At 44.1% G+C, this 19,283-nt stretch carries 17 protein-coding genes; 11 read left to right on the forward strand and 6 right to left on the reverse strand.

Annotated features, from left to right (window positions below):
* Positions 1-385, forward strand: a 385-nt coding sequence (locus QZZ43_RS10175) for a hypothetical protein (protein WP_291858592.1), incomplete at its 5' end; no start/stop codon positions are given.
* 62 nt (positions 386-447) lie between these two features.
* Here QZZ43_RS10175 and QZZ43_RS10180 read toward each other — a convergent pair.
* The 3 genes from QZZ43_RS10180 to QZZ43_RS10190 are packed head-to-tail and all read right to left on the reverse strand — an operon-like array spanning position 448 to position 2,167.
* The gene (locus QZZ43_RS10180) at positions 448-1,026 is read right to left on the reverse strand and encodes a TIGR00730 family Rossman fold protein (RefSeq protein ID WP_291858595.1); all 579 of its coding nucleotides are present in this window, start codon (positions 1,024-1,026) and stop codon (positions 448-450) included.
* Between the two features lie 6 nt (positions 1,027-1,032).
* The gene (locus tag QZZ43_RS10185) at positions 1,033-1,737 is read right to left on the reverse strand and encodes a DUF6048 family protein (protein ID WP_291858598.1); all 705 of its coding nucleotides are present in this window, start codon (positions 1,735-1,737) and stop codon (positions 1,033-1,035) included.
* On the reverse strand, positions 1,697-2,167 hold the full coding sequence (locus QZZ43_RS10190; protein ID WP_291858601.1) for a DUF6452 family protein: 471 nt from the start codon (positions 2,165-2,167) through the stop codon (positions 1,697-1,699). The genes QZZ43_RS10185 and QZZ43_RS10190 overlap by 41 nt, the downstream gene beginning before the upstream one ends.
* 806 nt (positions 2,168-2,973) lie before the next feature.
* Here QZZ43_RS10190 and QZZ43_RS10195 point away from each other — a divergent pair.
* The 8 genes from QZZ43_RS10195 to QZZ43_RS10230 all read left to right on the forward strand — a co-directional run bounded on the left by QZZ43_RS10195 (position 2,974) and on the right by QZZ43_RS10230 (position 12,945).
* Complete coding sequence (locus tag QZZ43_RS10195; RefSeq protein WP_291858604.1) at positions 2,974-4,296, forward strand: pitrilysin family protein; 1,323 nt, start codon at positions 2,974-2,976, stop codon at positions 4,294-4,296.
* An 83-nt stretch (positions 4,297-4,379) separates the two neighbouring features.
* A complete protein-coding gene (locus QZZ43_RS10200; protein WP_291858607.1) occupies positions 4,380-6,440 on the forward strand; it encodes a pitrilysin family protein in 2,061 nt (686 codons plus the stop codon).
* A gap of 515 nt (positions 6,441-6,955) precedes the next feature.
* The gene (locus QZZ43_RS10205; protein ID WP_291858610.1) at positions 6,956-7,543 is read left to right on the forward strand and encodes a TetR/AcrR family transcriptional regulator; all 588 of its coding nucleotides are present in this window, start codon (positions 6,956-6,958) and stop codon (positions 7,541-7,543) included.
* A gap of 50 nt (positions 7,544-7,593) precedes the next feature.
* On the forward strand, positions 7,594-8,370 hold the full coding sequence (locus QZZ43_RS10210) for an outer membrane lipoprotein-sorting protein (RefSeq protein WP_291858613.1): 777 nt from the start codon (positions 7,594-7,596) through the stop codon (positions 8,368-8,370).
* Between the two features lie 91 nt (positions 8,371-8,461).
* A complete protein-coding gene (locus QZZ43_RS10215) occupies positions 8,462-9,706 on the forward strand; it encodes an ABC transporter permease (protein ID WP_291858616.1) in 1,245 nt (414 codons plus the stop codon).
* A gap of 59 nt (positions 9,707-9,765) precedes the next feature.
* Positions 9,766-10,977, forward strand: a complete 1,212-nt coding sequence (locus tag QZZ43_RS10220; protein WP_291858618.1) for an FtsX-like permease family protein — start codon at positions 9,766-9,768, stop codon at positions 10,975-10,977.
* A gap of 55 nt (positions 10,978-11,032) precedes the next feature.
* The gene (locus QZZ43_RS10225) at positions 11,033-11,722 is read left to right on the forward strand and encodes an ABC transporter ATP-binding protein (protein WP_291858621.1); all 690 of its coding nucleotides are present in this window, start codon (positions 11,033-11,035) and stop codon (positions 11,720-11,722) included.
* Positions 11,723-11,820: 98 nt separating this feature from the next.
* Positions 11,821-12,945 carry a hypothetical protein gene (locus tag QZZ43_RS10230; protein WP_291858624.1) on the forward strand — a complete coding sequence of 375 codons (1,125 nt, stop codon included), beginning with the start codon at positions 11,821-11,823 and terminating at the stop codon, positions 12,943-12,945.
* On the opposite strand, the gene dxs is transcribed toward QZZ43_RS10230, so the two are convergent.
* A complete protein-coding gene (dxs, locus tag QZZ43_RS10235) occupies positions 12,942-14,864 on the reverse strand; it encodes a 1-deoxy-D-xylulose-5-phosphate synthase (protein WP_291858626.1) in 1,923 nt (640 codons plus the stop codon). The two genes, QZZ43_RS10230 and dxs, sit on opposite strands and share 4 nt — an antisense overlap.
* A gap of 713 nt (positions 14,865-15,577) precedes the next feature.
* On the opposite strand from dxs, the gene QZZ43_RS10240 reads away from it, so the two are divergent.
* Both QZZ43_RS10240 and QZZ43_RS10245 read left to right on the forward strand, forming a co-directional pair.
* A complete protein-coding gene (locus tag QZZ43_RS10240; protein WP_291858629.1) occupies positions 15,578-16,597 on the forward strand; it encodes an OmpA family protein in 1,020 nt (339 codons plus the stop codon).
* Between the two features lie 218 nt (positions 16,598-16,815).
* Complete coding sequence (locus tag QZZ43_RS10245; protein ID WP_291858632.1) at positions 16,816-17,847, forward strand: radical SAM/SPASM domain-containing protein; 1,032 nt, start codon at positions 16,816-16,818, stop codon at positions 17,845-17,847.
* Positions 17,848-17,855: 8 nt separating this feature from the next.
* Here the strand turns inward: QZZ43_RS10245 and QZZ43_RS10250 are convergent, their stop codons facing one another.
* Together QZZ43_RS10250 and QZZ43_RS10255 are read right to left on the reverse strand one after the other, a co-directional pair.
* On the reverse strand, positions 17,856-18,332 hold the full coding sequence (locus tag QZZ43_RS10250; protein ID WP_291858635.1) for a DUF456 domain-containing protein: 477 nt from the start codon (positions 18,330-18,332) through the stop codon (positions 17,856-17,858).
* A gap of 157 nt (positions 18,333-18,489) precedes the next feature.
* A partial coding sequence (locus QZZ43_RS10255) for an FAD-binding protein (RefSeq protein ID WP_291858638.1) occupies positions 18,490-19,283 on the reverse strand: 794 nt, incomplete at its 5' end.

Consider the following 19,283-nt stretch of genomic DNA (forward strand, 5'->3'; position numbering starts at 1 on the left):
CGACGGGTACCAGATAATGTGGGTCGTCCCCAAAAACGCACAACATCCTGAGGCTGCCATTGACCTGCTTATGGCCATGAATCAACCTAAGGTAGCCGACAAATGGGTACGTTATGCCAAAAGTCCGACCGGTATCAAAGCAGAACTGGCATCCTCCTCCATGGGCGGCGACCAGTTTGAGAACTTCATTAACTCCATTGACCAAAAATATGGTGAAAATAAAATTACGCTGGGCGGAAACAACCAGTATATTTTCGACTATGAACGACGCTTTTCCAGCAACTTCGGACATGAGGTAATGTCAGGCAAAATGACCGCCGACGAGGCCATTAAAACTATCAGAGATACCTTCAGGGATCAGAATGTGAGGATTGTGAGGGAATAAATTATACCAAATCAACATAAAGCCACCATCTTTTAATTCTTATGGGGGTCGTTTTAAAACCTCTACACCCCTGCAAACTTTATCGCATCTTCCCCCCAGGGCTTGGTGTTTTCAAAGGCAGAAACAACCTCACACGGGTGTTCAACTATACTCCACATTTCATTGTGTATGGGGCGCATAAATTTTTCCTCCACCATTTTGTGGGTCTGTTGCAGCAGTCCGTCGTAATAGCCATTGGTGTTGAGCACCACAATGGGATGCCGGTATTGACCAAGTTTTTTGAGGGACATCACCTCAAACAATTCCTCTAGAGTCCCGGTGCCGCCTGGCAATGCAAGTATTCCGGCGCTTCCCTGCACCATCAGTTCCTTGCGTTTGTGCATGGTCTCCACATGTATCATGTCTTCCACATCCTTGTGTTCCCACTCCACATCGACCATAAAACGGGGAATAATTCCGGTAATTACTCCGTTGTTTTTCAGAGCCTCATCAGCAACAGCACCCATCAATCCAATAGCACCACCTCCGTAAATAATACCATACCCGGCTTTCACCAAAGCGGCAGACACTTCTCTGGCGGCATCGAAATAAACTTCAGGAACTTTGGGACTGGAGGCACAAAAGACAGCAATTTTTTTCATGGTACTCTATTTTTTCCAGGGAATCATGTACTCAATCACATAGGAGAAACCGACATTCACAGTATTGTCTCCGTTGCCAAATCCGGGTACCGAGTAAGGCGATAGCTCTTCAGAATTGTTTTGAAGGATTTTAACTCTCAAATTGATTGTCCACCCCATGTAAAGGTTATTGAACAGCTCGGTGCGAGGACCGACCATAACCTCAAGCCAGTGAGTATTCACCGCATAAGTTGATTCCGAACCATGAAAATCTTCCCAATAACCATTCTTAATGGTGTAGCCACCTGCCCGATGCTCCTGAAAAGCAAATCCGTAATTGAGCCCCACAAAGATATTGTCGTTATTGCCTCTTTCATCCACAGAGAAGAAATCATAAAGCATCCCGGCTTTAAGAAATGAGCCGTTACTTTCGTAGCTGTAGTTGCGTTTCTCCTCGTTATCTTCTGAAAAAACGAGATTCTCGAATCCCGCTTCACCGCGAAAAAACCAACCCGGCGACAAATTGATATGCGTTACTGCAGAAAAAGCAGATTTATCCGAATCGAAAAACCGGCTAACCGGACCCTCCAGGTTAATGCCCAGGGTGATGCCCTGAACCTGCTCTTCAAGATTGGCCTTAATTCCTTTTTCGGAATCCTGGCTTTTCAGAAAACCGGGAAACAAAAAGAGACTAGTAAATAAAAAGCTTAATATTTTCGGCTGATTCCCCATATTTTACAATTGGATAAGCTATAGCAACAGAGTCAATAAATGCATTGGAATATAAAATGGTATCTATGTCGAAGGTAAAGATATATCCGCAATCGCGGGAAATAAAGTCCAGCTCCTTCCTGTAAACAATAGAAAGCGTATCTTTCATGGTGGCTGACACGCCTACCACAAAGGTGGAAGTATCACTCTCAAAATCCAGGGGCATAAAAAACTCTGACAAGCTTTGGTCCCGATAAATACTGTCAATCCGGTTGATGCCCACCAATGAAACATTTTGCAAAGTACTGTCTTTATCCTCATCGGACCATGCAGAGTACAACCCTGCCTGCACCGCATTTTGATTAGAAAGACAGGCTTCCTCGCCCTGACAGCCAAAAATAAATACCAGAACAATAAAACCAATGGCCGGTAAACCTGTTAAAAACTTCATGTGCTTAATTTTTACTTTTCAGCACCACATCTATGGCACCTTTATCGCCGTACTGGGTCATTGTAAGCATCAAAAACCGTGCGCTTTTTTATCCCTGATGCAAAGGTAAAAAATTAAGTCGTTCTTTGAAGCGGATAAAAAGCGTTCGTTTTCGTACACCCGGCTGTTCATCTTCGTGCAAAACGCAAACAACAAAAACTTTTTTAAGCACCTCTTTGTTATCTAAACTAAAGGCTTTTATGCTTTTTGGCCTGTAAATTGATATTGTATCCCCTTTGAAAAAACAGATTTAACACCCTAAAAGTTTTAGCTAATTTCAGATTACAAAAATCCCTTTAGAAAAGAACCAAGCGAAGAGACACGATAACGCAAAAGTTATATTATCAAAGGCATGCAAACATCAACTCACGCTTTTCAAATTGCTTATTATCAAGCCCCTGTAAAACAAAAATTCGTAAAAAAAGCTTAAACGCAGAGACGCAATTACGCAAAGCTTTAATTACAAGCGAGTTGTATTTCTCCTGCCTGGCTTTGTAATGAATTAATTATCAGCGGTTTCAAAAGCTCAACGGAGTATTTCTTTTCGGGACACTAAAACATTCTGAAGCAATACTATCTTGCTTATAGAATATAAAGACCTAAGTGTGTTTCCCAAAGTGATGATTTTGTCAGAATCCAGTTGCAGAGAACCTTGAACCTGGTTTAACTTACTATAACCAAGGAACAAAAAACTGCATTGGCAAAAAAGAACCTTTGGGAACAGGCTCAGACCTTAACCATTAAAAACAACAACAAATATGAACAAAATGAAGAACACTTTTCTAATCCTTTTCGCACTGCTGCTCACAGGCAATCTGGCATTTGCCGGGCAGGGGAAAATTGAATTTACGGAGTATCAGCTTGACAATGGATTACATGTAATTCTGCATCAGGACAACTCAACCCCCATTGTGGCGGTATCGGTCATGTATCATGTGGGTTCGAAGAATGAACAACCCAACCGAACCGGTTTTGCGCACTTTTTCGAACACCTGATGTTTGAAGGAACCGAAAACATCCCTCGCGGAGAATATTCCAAATACGTGGAAAAATCAGGCGGAACACTGAATGCCAACACGACCGCAGATCGTACTTATTATTATGAAATTATGCCCTCGAATCAGCTGGAGATGGGTCTTTGGCTGGAATCGGAAAGAATGCTTCATGCCAAAGTGGACAGCATCGGCATTCAAACGCAAAAAGGCGTGGTGATCGAAGAGAAAAAGCAACGCTACGACAACACTCCTTACGGATCTCTCCTCGTGGAGACAATGAAGCGGGCATTTAAGGAACACCCTTATCGTTGGACCACCATCGGGGACCCGGATCACATCCTGGCGGCCAAAGATGAAGAATTTAAATCCTTTTACAACGAATTCTACGTACCCAATAATGCCGTTCTGGTAATTGCCGGTGATATCAATGTACAAGAAACCAAACAAAATGTTGAAAAATATTTTGGTTCCATTCCATCAGGCACAAAGGAAATCTACAGACCCGAAATTGTTGAGCCACCTCTTGGAGGTGAAGTTCGCGACACTGTTTTCGACAATATTCAGCTTCCTTTGCTGATTCATGCCTATCGGACACCAGCCATGAATACTCCTGATTTCTATGCTTTAGAAATGCTTAACACACTGCTTTCGGACGGACAAAGTTCCCGCCTGAATAAATCTCTGGTTGATGAGCAGCAGATTGCACTTCAGGTTAACTCGTTCCCTATCCCATTCCGCGACCCCAGCGTCAACATCGTGATGGCTTTCCCCAACATGGGCAATGACCTGAATGACCTGGAGGCTGCCATGGAGTTGGAAATCGAAGAAGTTAAAAACAACCTCATCAACGAAAAAGAATTTCAAAAACTGAAAAACCAAATAGAAAACGACTTTGTGAACAGCAATACCCAGATAGCCAGCAGGGCCAACAATCTGGCCCGATACCATACGTTCTTTGGCAACGCTGATTTGATTAATACAGAAATTGACAATTATCTAGCAGTAACCCGTGAAGACATACGACGCGTAGCAAATAAATACTTTACCGAAGACAACCGGGTGGTTTTGTACTATCTGCCCAAAAAACAACAATAACCTTATCAACAATGAGTGAAGGATTTCAATGAACACCATTTGAAACCAAAGCAATATTGAAAAAACTCAAAAATAAATTTCCAATGAAGCGAATATTCTCAATAACCATCTTATTAGCCCTGGTAACTGCTGTGAGCGGCCAACTTGACCGCTCAACACCACCAGAGCCCGGCCCGGCTCCCGAAGTTAAAATCGGCGACTATGAAAAATTTACACTTTCCAACGGTCTAACGGTAATTGTGGTGGAAAATAATAAAGTCCCTGCAGTGTCGTACTCACTTTCGCTGGACGTCACCCTTCCTGCCGAAGGAGAACTTGCCGGATACATCGACATAGCGGGCGGAATGCTTCGCAGCGGAACCGTCAATCGCTCCAAGGCAGAGATTGACGAAGCTGTTGATTTTATTGGTGCAACCCTGTCCACTCAGTCTAAAGAAATCTATGCTCGTTCTCTGTCCAAACACAGCGAGCCATTGCTGGAAATCATGTCGGACGTGCTGCTGAACCCTTCTTTTCCACAAGAAGAACTGGACAAACAAATAACCCAATACAAAACAGCAATTCAGGCCAATAAGGAGGAACCTTCCGCAATTGCGCAAAATGTAGCAGGAAGGCTGGTTTACGGCAAAACTGACCCTTACGGTGAAATTATGTCAGAAGAGACCCTTGGAAATATCAGCACTGAAAATCTAATCGACTATTACAATTCCTACTATAGGCCCAATACTGCTTATTTAGTGATAGTTGGAGACATTACCGTAAAGGAAGCAAAAAAACAGGCAAAAAAATATTTTGGCGCATGGGAAGAGGCTCCGGTTCCAAAAAATATTTTCCCTTATCCGGCTGGATTTAATGAGCCCAAAGTCGCTATTTCAAACAAAGATGGAGCGAATCAGTCCACCATTGTAGTAACTCACGATGTAAACCTCACCCCTGGGCATCCCGACAGTCCAAAAGCGCGTGTGATGAATGGTATTCTGGGAGGTGGCTCATTTAATGCCCGTCTTTTCCAGAATCTACGCGAAGACAAAGCCTATACCTACGGTGCTTATTCCAACCTGGAATCGGACGAACGAGTCGGTACTTTCACAGCAAGAGCTCAGGTTCGTACATCGGTGACCGACAGCGCTCTAACAGAGATTCTGAAAGAAATGGAACTCATGCGTACCGAACTGGTTTCTGATGAGGAATTGCAACTGGTTAAGAACGCTATCATCGGAAACTTTGGACGCAGCCTGGAAGACCCGCAAACAGTGGCTCGGTTTGCGCTGAACATTGAGCGCTACGATCTACCCAGAAACTATTACGAAAACTACCTCAAAAAAATTGAAGAAGTAACCAAAGAGGATGTTCGCGATGCGGCAATTAAGTATCTGAAACCGCACAACGCTGTAGTACTTGCCGTTGGTAACGCTTCAGAAATTGCCGGCAAGATGAAGTCTTTCAGCCCCTCACAAACAGTGACACAGTACGACTATTACGGGAAAGTTGTTGAAAAAAAGGCTGTGGGTGAAGATGTATCCGCAACCGAAGTTCTTGCCAAATACATCGAAGCAATCGGAGGCAAAAACAAAGTTACTGCTGTCAGCGACCTCGCAATAAGTATGGCTATGTCTTTACAGGGAATGGACATAAACATTGAAATTCTTCAAAAAAACCCCGGTAAATTTTACCAGGCAACATCCATGAACGGAAACGTTGTATCCATGCAGGTACTCAACGGCGACCAGGGAAAAATGAAAACACCCATGGGTGAGCAAAACCTGGAAGGAGAAACATTGAAACAACTGCAGGAAAGTGCCAGAATTTTTCCTGAGTTGAACTATTTGCAAGAGGGTGTTGAAATCAAACTCGACGGATTAGAAACTGTCAATGGTAAAGAAACCTACAAAATGATTGTTTCCAAACCATCAGGAACCTCTACCACAATATTTTTTGGCGTCAAAGACGGCCTTAAATACAAGGAAGTTTCGGAAACCCCTCAGGGTATAGTTTCCACTACTTATGACAACTACAGCAAGATTGACGGCATTCTGTTCCCTATGGTTCTGAAACAGGTTCTGGGTCCACAGTCGTTCGATATTGAAGTTACTGAAGTGGCTGTAAACAAAGGAATAGACGACAGCAAATTTGAAATAAACTGAACACCGAATGAAACGAGAATGGATCTTTTATAATTCAACCCTTCCACAAAAGGACTTGTATAAAGGAATCGCGAGTTCTATTCGACCAATAACCTCGACAAATTTTACAGGGATGAAACGAGCATGATATTTTTTAAGCATTATCTATGTTTAAAAAAATATTATGCGAGAGGGAAGCGGTTCAATTCATTCTCAAGATTTTAATTAGTTTTTTATCAGATAATTACAATATTTAGCACGGATGGATAATTCCTTTTCTATTTCCATTTTTTAACCGAAATGCCCGATGCAGAAATTTTCTGTATCGGGCATATTTCTTAAATGGAACGTGATGATATCTGAATAATTCCTTCCCGGAGCATAAGCACAACCCTGAAATACAGCTCACTGCTTTGATGTTTTTGGGATTGAAATCATCAGAAAATTTATATTTTTTCCAAAAAACACAATTCGTTCTTGACTAATATAAAAACAGTTTCTATATTTGACTGACCGGTCAGTCAAATATTAGATTTATGAAAGAATCCCAAACTAAAAAAGAAATAAAACGAAGTCTTATCCTGCAAAAGGCGCTTGAACTGTTTGCCACCAAAAGCTACCATTCGGCTACAACTGCTGAAATAGCCGCCGCAGCCGGTATTGCCAAAGGAACGCTCTTTAACTATTTCGAAAGCAAAGAGCACCTTTTACGCTCTCTGGTCTTCGAGACCCTAATGGAACTGGCAGATATGATAGACCCCAACCATGACGGCATCGTGACACGGGAAGAGTTCTATGGGGTCATTCACAAAAGCAGGGAATGGATTGTAAATAATCCTCAGTTTCTGAGTCTTTATTTCTCGATGATATCGCAACCCGGTGTATTTGACCGTTTCAAGGCCGAAATACTGGAACAATTGTCTCCATACATGGAAAAAATGGCAGCATTTTTTCAGAAAGAAGGATTTACGGATGCATATGCTGAAGTCCGCTTCTTCCTGGCCATGCTGGATGGAATCGGAATTCATTATGCCATGGATCCGGAAAACTTCCCCATTGACCAAATAGAAGGAAAAGTTATCAGTTACTATCAGGGAAAAATGAGCCGGAATATTAGCTCATAGCTCCTTGGTCTTTGTCTGAATTAAAAGAAATACACCTTAACGAGAAAAGCATGAACACACAGAAGAAAAACACCCGGCGAAAAATGGTTCTCCTTTTCACCCTTGGCTTTCTGTCCATATTTCCGGTCGGTGCCCAGGGTCAAACCGCAAAAGATATCGTTGAAAAAGCAGACAACTTACTGCGGGGAAAAAGCAACTATGCCGAAATGGAAATGCAGATTATTCGCCCTTCATGGTCACGAACTCTTCGTTTCAATGCCTGGGCCAAAGGAGATGATTTTTCATTGATTTTCATCACCTTTCCCCAGCGCGAAAAAGGCCAGCGTTTCCTGAAACGTGGTCGGGAAATGTGGAATTATGTGCCGGCCATCGACCGGATGATTAAAATTCCCCCCAGCATGATGATGCAGTCGTGGATGGGTTCTGACCTGACCAACGACGACCTGGTCAATGCCGCCTCTATCGTAAAAGACTATAACCACAAAATACTGCGCCAAGAAACGCTACGCGACCGGGAGTGCTACGTCATCGAAATGATTCCGCACGAAGAAGCCCCCGTGGTGTGGGGAAAAGTAATCACCTGGATTTCCACAACTGATTTTTTGAATCTCCGCAACGAGTACTATGATGAAGCCGGAGAATTGGTAAACGAGGAGATTCTGGATGAAATTGAAGATGTGGGCGACCGCACCATCCCTACCCGTTACACCGTGATACCGGCAAATGAGGAAGGACACAAAACCATCATGAAATTTGAGAAAATAAATTTTGGCGTAGAGATGGAAGAAAGTTTCTTTTCTATTCAGAATATGAAACGGATGCGGTAAGATAGCTCTTAGCTGTTAGCTCGTAGCTCGTAGCTCTTAGCTCTTAGGGTATAACCCAAATAAGAAACATAAGGCAACAAAAAAACACACCATGATCACCCAAACAACATCAGGCGGAATTAAAAGTATCGTTAAAATTGCCTGGCGTAATCTGTGGCGCAACAAGAAGCGGACACTGATTACTGTCTCCTCTATTTTTTTCGGAGTTATTTTTTCGGCCCTTATGGGATCTATGCAGGAGGGCTCCTACCAAAAGATGATTGAGAACGTGGCACGGTTCTATGCCGGACATGCCCAGATTCAGCAAAAGGACTACCCCGACAATCAATCCATCAACAACTCGTTTGTTCCGACCGATTCACTGATAGAAATATTAAAACAAACTGAAGGCATCGAAATGGTGGTTCCCCGGCTCGAGAGTTTTGCACTGGCCTCATCGGGCAACCAAACCGAAGGAGTAATGGTACTGGGTGTCAACCCGGATCAGGAAGACCAGATGACTGATTTATCCGATAAGGTGGTGGAAGGGACCTACTTCAATGGCCCGTCGCAACTGCTTGCAGGTAAGGAATTGGCTGAAAATCTAGGCATTTCGGCAGGCGATACGCTGGTCATGATTAGCCAGGGGCTTCACGGCGTTAGTGCATTTGGGAAATACCCGGTGACAGGGTTGTTCAGCCATCCCAATCCCGAACTTAACCGGCAACTGGTTTATTTGCCTCTTACTGAAGCAAGGTATTTCCTTCAGGCCTTCGACCATGTAACTTCGCTGGCATTAGTGGGAAATTCGCAAAAAGCCATCGATAAAGCAATCCCTGAGATAAAGCAAAATCTGAAACAAGACCTTGTGTTGCGTACCTGGCAGGAAATGTTTCCAGCCATTCTTCAGCAAATCGAAAGTGACCGGGCAACCGCCTTAATCATGAAACTCATTCTTTATCTGGTCATCGGGTTCGGTATCCTGGGCACTGTGGTAATGCTGATGGCCGAACGTCAGCATGAACTCAGTGTGATGGTTGCTGTGGGCATGTATCGCTCCAAACTGGCACTGATGCTACTGCTGGAAATACTCTGGATGGGAATCATGGGCGTGGTGGCCGGATTTATCGGTTCTCTTCCGGTTATTGGGTGGTTTGCCAGCCACCCTGTCCCCATCACAGGTCAGGCAGGCGAATGGATGAAAAACATCGGTTTTGAACCTTACATGTTTTTTGCCTGGGACGTAGGGGTTTTTCTGCAGCAAATGCTGGTAGTTTTTATACTTACCCTGTTCATTTCATTTTACCCTTTCGTGAGGGCTTTTAAAATCTCTCCGATAGTTGGACTAAGAAACTAAAATGATTTTCAACAACCCCGAATTCATTTATGAGGATTCCGGGAAAACAGCGAAACATTATGCTACTAAAAATTGCCTGGCGCAACATCTGGAGAAGTCCTGTCAGAAGCTGGATTATTATTGCCGCCCTCACGGCAGGCATGTTTGCGGGTATTTTTTCATCCACCTTCATGAACGGATGGATGAAACAACGACTTCGAGACGGCGTGGAGACCGAAACGGGACATCTTCAAGTATTCCGGGATGGTTACCAAAATTCACGTGAACTTTCATTGCTCCTAACTCCCGGTGAAATAAACAAAGTAAGCTCTCATCCGATGGTGGAAGCCGCTACAGAACGAATAATCGTGCAAGGGATGGCAGCATCTGCTGAAACAGCGCGAGGTATAAAAATATTAGGCATTGAACCCGAACTTGAGAAAAACGTCCTCAACCTTCATGAAAAGGTGCGGCTGGGTAGCTGGTTCGATTCCCCCTACTCAAAAGAGGCTGTAATAGGAGAAAAACTGGCCAGGCAGCTGAAAATCGACCTGCATTCAAGAATTATTCTTCGGTTCCAGGATATCGAAGGAACCCTTACCGGAGGGGCTTTCCGCGTGGCAGGAATTTTCCGCACCAGCAACACTGCATTTGACGGGACACATGTACTGGTTCGCCATTCAGATTTGGCTGAGCTAACCTCCATCCCATCCGGTAAAAGCCATGCAGTTGTTGTAAAACTGCAAAATGCAGAAGATGCCATGCAGGTAGCCCCCGAAATTGAAAAAAATCTGGAGGATACAGATGCCGTTCCCTGGAAAGAACTGAGTCCGGAACTGGGTTACATTACGGAATTGAGCAATACCTATATGTACATATTTGTTGTCATTATCCTGATGGCACTGGCTTTTGGCATTGTTAATACCATGCTTATGGCCGTACTGGAACGCACCCGGGAAATCGGAATGCTCATGTCGGTAGGAATGGCCCGCTCACGCATATTTATGATGATTGTGCTTGAAACGGTGATGCTTTGCACCACCGGAGGGCTCTTAGGTATAGGTTCAGGACTGTTTACTGTCTGGCGTCTGTCAAGCACAGGAATTGACTTATCCATCTGGGCAACAGGACTAACAGAAATGGGATTTGACCCAATTGTTTATCCTGAATGGGATGCTTCATTGGTTTTCAACATTGCAGGGATGGTTATCCTTTCAGGAATATTGGCATCGATCTATCCAGCCTTGAAAGCTTTGAAATTAAATCCGTCTGAAGCTGTTCGGGTTATTTGATTTAAGAATCATCCCGCGATTAGGTAAAATATTGCTTAACAACAAAAAAAACACCATGTCCATAATCAACATCAAGGATTTACACAAAACCTACAACAGCAGTCAGGTGCCGGTCCATGCCCTGAACGGAGTGAATTTGACTATTAATGAAGGAGAATTTACTGCCATTGTGGGTCCTTCCGGCTCAGGAAAAACAACCCTGCTCAATATTATTGGCGGACTCGACGACCCCAATAAAGGACAGGTCATAATTAATGATACAGAAATAAACCAATTGTCCAGAGGTGAAAAAATCGATTTCAGATTGCATAATATAGGCTTCATATTTCAGGCCTACAACCTGATTCCGGTTCTTACAGCCCGCGAGAACATTGAATTTATCCTTGAACTTCAAGGGGTTGCGAAATCAAAACGCAGGCAGCGTAGTAACGAACTTCTTGAAGCGGTAGGCATTCCCGAAAAAGCCGATATCCGGCCCAGACAGCTTTCTGGTGGACAACAGCAGCGCATCGCAGTGGCGCGGGCCCTGGCATCACGCCCCCGGTTCATCCTTGCCGATGAACCCACCGCAAACCTGGATTCTGCTTCAGCAGACAACCTTTTAACCATCATGGAAGAACTCAACAGAAGAGAAAAGACAACTTTTATATTTTCAACTCACGATGCCAGAGTTGTTCAAAAAGCCCGACGTGTAGTAACACTTGAAGATGGAATAATTAAGTCGGACGAAATAAGCCGATCGTAATATATTGGGTTGTTGAAAACCTGTATCGGTTTAATTTATCATTCCAAAAAAACAACAAATCAACTGATTATCAGAATATATTATAACGATTCCCAAAAATGAGGACCTATTTTCTGATTTTTGCATTGTTCATTTCCTGCCACATAAGCAGTCAGATGAAGGCTGACGGCTACCTGGGCGTTATGCCGGGTTGGTACCATCTGGAACAACTCGATCAAACCCTCCGCGAAACAACCATACACAACCGCATTAACCTGAGTTACGACTTTTCTTCCACATTTATTGGTGTCATTCAATTCAGGAACCGGCTTATTCACGGGGAAACGGTCAATAAAATTCCGGGTTATGCGGCCTTTATCGACAATGACCAGGGCCTACTGGACATGTCCTACAACATTGCCTCAGGCAATTCAGCGATTCTCAACATGACCATAGACAGACTCTGGTTTGACCTCTATCTGGGAAAACTGCAAGTCAGAGCCGGTCGGCAACGCATCAACTGGGGGCAGGCAATGGTATGGAATCCAAACGATATCTTTAATGCTTATTCGTTTTTTGACCTGGACTATCCCGAACGACCCGGGATTGACGGACTACGCCTGCAGCTTTTTACCGGACCGGCATCCCAGCTTGATGGGGTGTTTAAAATAGATTCCGATCATCGAAAAACAATGGCCATGCGGTTTCGCTTTAATGCCGGTCGGTACGACTGGCAGATTCTGGGCGGAAGGCTCAATGACAATGACTGGACAGCGGGACTGGGGTGGTCGGGCCATATCGGCAATGCAGGTTTCTACGGAGAGAGTACCTTCCTGATTCCTGACCATGGAGAAAAAACCCTTATTGCTTCCACCGGCCTGAATTATACTTTCAAAAACAGCTTGCTGTGGAGAAGTGAATTTTTGTATAGCAGTAACTTAAGTAACTCTATAAGTGGATTTAGTAATTTTATTACAGGACAAGCATCTATAAGAAATTTAAGTGTTACAAGATACAGCGTTTTCAGCTCCCTGCAATATCCTTTTACTCCCTTGTTTTCCGGGACACTGAATGCCATGCATTTTGCAGGAACCAACGGATGGTATGCCGGCCCCTCGCTGGAATATTCACTCCAACGAAACCTTTATCTGACAGCTTTCCTCAATTTATTTTTCAACAAGACAGTGCAGGGTGAGAACACAATGGATTACCTGGGAGCTGTTAGATTGAAGTGGTTTTTCTAAAGTGCTTTATGCGGTTTTCCTACCAGAGCTCTTGCAGCCTGACGAATCCCTTCCATATCGAAACCACAGTCGCGTGCCAACTCAGTCTGGGTTCCCTGGTCGATGAACTTATCCGGTATCCCCAAGCGCCTGATAATGGCTGAATATCCGTTCTCAGCCATAAATTCTATGACCGCAGATCCCATTCCCCCTACAATGGTTCCATCTTCTATTGTTATAATCTTCTGATATTTAATAAATATCTTATGAAGCAAAACTTCATCTAGAGGTTTCACAAATCGCATATCGCAATGCCCGGCAGAAATACCTTCCTCCTGAAGTTGATTTACGATCCGCTGAACTTTGGCACCGATGGGACCTATAGTTAAAAACACCAGGTCGCCTCCGGAAGAGAGCTCCCGTCCTGTGCCCACATCAATTTTTTCAAATGGTGTCTGCCAGTCAATATGCGTTCCGTTTCCACGAGGATATCGAATAGAAAAAGGCCCCATATCCGGTAACTGTGCGGTGTACATCAGATTTCGCAACTCCGCTTCATCCATCGGTGAAGAAACAACCATATTTGGAATGCAACGGAAATATGCCAAATCAAAAGCCCCGTGATGAGTAGGACCATCAGCCCCCACCAATCCTCCACGATCCAAACAAAATACCACATTCAGATTCTGCAATGCCACATCGTGAATAACCTGATCGTAGGCACGTTGCATAAATGTGGAATAAATATTACAAAAAGGAATCATCCCGGAAATGGCAAGACCTGCCGCGAAAGTTACTGCGTGCTGTTCCGCAATGCCTACATCAAAAGCACGATTGGGCATCTTCTCCATCATCAGATTCAGGCTGCATCCGGTCGGCATAGCAGGGGTAATGCCCACAATTTTTTCATTTCTTTCGGCAAGTTCAATGATACTGTGCCCAAATACATCCTGAAATTTAGGGGGTTTGGGTGTATTGGATGTTGTCTCCAGAAACCTGCCGGTGGTTTTATCAAATTTCCCTCCGGTAGCATGCCAGGCAGTTTGATTTTCCTCTGCAAGCTTAAACCCTTTTCCCTTTTTAGTAATAATATGAAGAACCTTAGGCCCCTTTATTTCCTTTAAATCTTTAAGTACATTAGCCAGCCGTTCCACATCGTGTCCGTCCACGGGACCGAAGTAACGCACATTTAATCCTTCAAAAATATTGGTCTGCCGAGTAAGCAGCGTTTTAATACTGTTGTTGATTTTAATAATCATATCGCGCGAACGTGGGCCGCCAATATTAAACTTCTGAAGTGCTTTAAAAACTTCCTTTCGGAGTTTATTGTAAGTATGACTTGTGGCAATATCAACCAGGTATTCACTAAACCCCCCGACATTGGGGTCGATGGCCATGTTATTGTCGTTGAGCACCACCAAGACATTGGCTTTGCTCGCGGCCAGGTTATTAAGTCCTTCGAAAGCCTGCCCCGCAGTCATGGCGCCGTCTCCAATAACAGCAACCGTCTGCCGGTCCTGCTCTCCCTTACGATTTGCCGCAACCGCCATTCCCAACGCTGCAGAAATAGAAGTAGAGGAATGCCCCACTCCAAAAGCATCGTACTCACTCTCAAAAATATTGGGAAATCCGCTAATTCCTTTGTATTTACGATTTGTATGGAAGCGATCCCGCCGTCCGGTAAGGATTTTATGCCCATAGGCCTGATGCCCCACATCCCAAATAATTTTGTCGGATGGAGTATTAAAAACATAGTGAAGCGCCACGGTAAGTTCCACGACTCCAAGACTGGCCCCAAAGTGACCGGGGTTGCACGAAACGGCATCAATAATGTAGTCGCGCAACTCTGAACAAACATGCATCAAGTCCTTCTGAGGAAGCTTGCGCAAATCTTCCGGTGAATCAATGTGTTTTAAAAATTCTTTAGCGGCCTCTTCCATTCCCTTGCTTCTGTTTTTCGGTTTTGATTTGGTTTTCTGATGCAAAGATAAAAGAATGTTAATATTTTAGATATGATATAAAGAGCAATCTCTAATTAGTTTCTGTCCATAAAGTACCACTTGCGTCCCCGAAGGATCGGGGCAGGCTGTTACGCTTGCCGCCAAAATACTCATTTACGATTAGTAAACTCCGTTTTTGGCGGCTTCGCAAGCCTAGCAATTGGCACTTTCTGACCAGAAACACCTCTAAGAACAAAATTTGCTTAATTTATGGACAGGCACTAATTTACAACATCTATCAGCAAAAATTTTTATTAGTTTTACGCAACAACAAGGAAGTAAAAATAATCATTTGTCGTTTTTTACGTTAAGGATAAAATTGGCAGTTGGTTTTTAGTTAGTGCGTATTAGCTCTTGTTAGTTAGACCACATAAGAAACATAAGTGAAAAAGAAGAATATAAACCATACAAGACACTTCTGCTAAATTGGATTTTTCAACAATATAGTGGCATTGCCAAAACGCTAACAAATGCAAAGTCATGGCATACAAAGATTATGGTTTACTAATCAATAGTACGTTAAAAAAAGCTTAAACACAGAGATGCCATGACGCAAAGCTTTTATTCTGGGAGGGTTGCGACATGCTTGTCTGGTTTTGTAATGGCTTAACTGAATGTTGTTAAATAATAGCATCAAATAAAAAATTTAAATTATGAGACCCTTAAAGCATTTTGGAATTATCCTTATTCTCGGCTCATTGCTTTATTCCTGTGTGCCACTTAACCAATTCAGAGAGTTGGAAGAGAGCAATCAACAACTGACCGACAAAGTGGAAGGTCTGACCAGTGACAAAGAACTGCTGGAAGGCCGCACAGAAGAGCTAAAAGAACTGGCCGACCGCCTGAAAAGCCAGGTGGCAGAACTGACTGCCGATACATTGCAGAAAGGCCGGGAAGCAAGGGCTTGCCGAGACGACCTAAGCAAACTTCGAAATGAATACGATGACTTACTTTCTCAGCTGCGTAACAAAACGGGAACCGCCGACTCTGAAGAACTGCTGGCATACCTGCGGAAACTTCAGGAAGACCTTCAGGCCAGGGAGGATGCACTCATTGCGGCCGAAAGAGACCTGACCTCCCGTAAAGCTGAACTTCAGAATGCCATGAGCGAATTGACCGCTGCGCAGGAACAGTTGGAAGCTCAAAACCGTCGCCTGATGGAACTGGAACAGGCCCTTGCCCGTAAAGACAGTGCCAGCAACGCTTTACGTCAGGCAATTGCGGATGCTCTTACCGGATTTGACCAAAGCCAGCTGAAAGTTCACATCAAAAACGGAAAGGTTTATGTTTCCATGGAAGAAAAACTGCTTTTCGGCTCCGGTAGTTACCAGGTGAGTACAGAAGGGGCATCCGCAATCAGACAAGTGGCCAATGTGCTGGGCGAAAAGAAAGACATCAACATAATGATTGAGGGGCATACCGACCCGGTTCCCTATCGCAGCGGAGTGCTGCTCGACAACTGGGATCTGAGTGTAAAACGCGCCACTTCAGTAACGCGCATTCTGCTCGAAAACAGTGAAGTGGACCCTTCAAGAGTGATTGCTGCAGGCCGGGGACCCCATGTTCCGCTGGTCACCAACGAAACAGCAGAAGGAAAACGCAAAAACAGACGTACGGAAATTATTCTCACACCACGATTAGACCAGATTTTAGACATTCTGGAGACAAACTAAATGACTTGCAGATAAAACCATCCTCTGTGGTACTCTGTGCTTCCTCTGCCATACCCTGTGAAAGAATTTCTTACACAGAGTTCCACAGAGAAATAAACTCACAGAGTATCACAGAGTTTATATTTTATCCCCACTCTTCCTTACACCTTTCAACTAACCGTTCCATATCAGCCACCACTCCAACCCACGACTTATAGAGTTTATTAAAGTACTTCCACATGTGGTTCCAAACCTCAGCAATTCAATACAACGCTAGGCTCTATCTAAAAAGCCTAAGCATTCCACGTCTCCTAAACCTGTTGAAGCTTGTATGCGGTTTCTTCCTGTCACGGATTGTTGGGAAACCGGTTTGCTTAGCCCATCCTTTCGCCTTATCATTGGAACCATCGGGGCACTGCCAGTTAAAATGCCCCGAATGCCCAACAGGAGCAGCCGTTCTATCCCGAAAAAAGGGGACTATGAATATTGAATTACTCAATAAAATAATCGGAGAAACAGAAAAATACACCTTTTATTTAAATCTTTACTTTCAGGGAGAACCCTTACTTCATCCACACATCGGGGAATTCATCGAAAAAGCCGCTGAGAATCGTATCTACACAACCATTAGCACCAATGCCCAACTTCTTGACGAGCAAATGTGCAGGAAACTGATCGCGTCCGGACTTTCGAGAATTGTCATATCACTCGACGGCTTTTCCCAAAAAATTTATGAGACATATCGTCGGGACGGAGATGTTGAGAAGGTAAAAAACGGCATTTTAATGCTGATTCATGCACGAAAAGAATTCGGAGCCTTTTCGCCCATCATAATTGTGCAAGTCCTCGCTTTCGACCACAACAAGCATGAAATTCCAGTCATCCGTAAATGGTGTAAAGAAGTCGGGGTGGACAAATTGGAAATAAAATCCGCACAAATAAATGAGTTTGGAGATGGAACCGTTCAGCCGGCACGGGAGAAATCACGTTACCAAACCTCATCAGTAAGAAAATATAAAGTACCAGGACACGCCTATAACCATTGCTGGCGTCAGTGGAGCAGTGCCGTCATTACGTGGAACGGGCTGATGGTTCCCTGCTGCTACGACAAAGATGCCCGACACATTTTGGGAAACTCCAATATTAGTACTTTCAGTGACATCTTAAAAAGTCATGAAAGTAATACATTTAAACAATCCATTTTATTCAACAGAAATAAAATTGGGATGTGCCGCAATTGCCCCGAAGGGAGAAAGTGGTTTTGGGGGTGACTAAAAAATTACATCAACCATTCCTTAAAGAAATACCAGGTAAATACCCCGGAAACAATCAGCTTCAAAACAACCCCCGTCAGAAAACCTATAAATGATCCGAAGGCAGCTTTAAAAGCCCTATTGGAATCGGCATGTGCGGCAATTTCACCCAGCAAGGCCCCCAGAAAAGGCCCCAGAATTATTCCTGCCGGTCCAAAAAACAGACCCACCGCAAGACCTATTGCGGCGCCCCATACGCCTGCTTTGGTGCCGCCAAATCGCCTGGCACCCCAAACCGGAACGACATAATCCAGCAGGGTGACAACGACAGCCGCACCTGCAGCAATCCATAAAAATCTGGTAGAAAAACTACCCCAGCTGGTCACTTGAAGCATCAGCAAAGCCAAAAAACTCAGTGGTGGTCCCGGCAAAACCGGTAACACACAGCCGATAAAACCTGCCAGTAGAAGGGAAATCCCTATTATAATTAGTATGATGTCCATAATAGATTAGCTGTTAGCTCGTGGCTCATGGCTCGTAGCTCATGGCTGTTAGCTCCTTAGAAATAACGGGATGTTAAAAATTTGGGGCGACCTCCAAAGTCTAATTCATCTTAAACAAATCAATTTCTCAAGTGCCTGATGTGTTAACCCACCATCCTCAGCTGCCAAGTTTAATCATATCCGGATAATCACTGTTGTAGTGCAATCCCCGACTCTCTTTACGTTGACGGGCCATTTTAATTATCAGGTATCCCACCTGGATAGAATTCCGCAATTCGCACAGGCGCTGGGAAACGGTGGAACGCTGATACAAATTTTCAGTCTCGTGATAGATAATCTCCAGTCTGTCGAGTGCCCGCTTCAGACGCAGATTGGAGCGCACAATACCCACATAATAGCTCATAATCTGCTCGATCTCTTTCTGACTTTGGGTAATCAGCACCATCTCCTCAGGGTGTGAAGTTCCCTCATCGTTCCACTCCGGGATGTCTTTGCAGAAAGAATACGTACCCACCTTTTCCGCTGCATCTTTGGCTGCGGCATCTGCATAAACAATCCCCTCCAGGAGAGAGTTGGAAGCAAGACGGTTAGCTCCATGCAGACCAGTACAACTACACTCCCCGGCGGCATATAGTCGTCCGATGGAAGTACGGGCTTTCTCATCAACTTTTATTCCGCCACATGAGAAATGGGCTGCGGGAACCACGGGAATGTATTCTTTAGCAATATCAATTCCAAGTGACAAACACTTTTCGTAGATAGCGGGATAATGGGCTTTTATCTCCTCTTTAGGTTTGTGAGTAACATCCAGATAAACATAGTCATCACCAGTGGTTTTCAATTCATTATCGATGGCACGAGCCACAATATCACGAGGGGCCAGACATTCACGCTCACCGTATTTGTGCATGAACTTTTTCCCGTCACGCCGCTTCAGAATACCTCCAAAAC

The organism is Marinilabilia sp. (genome assembly GCF_016278715.1).
GTDB lineage: Bacteria > Bacteroidota > Bacteroidia > Bacteroidales > Marinilabiliaceae > Marinilabilia.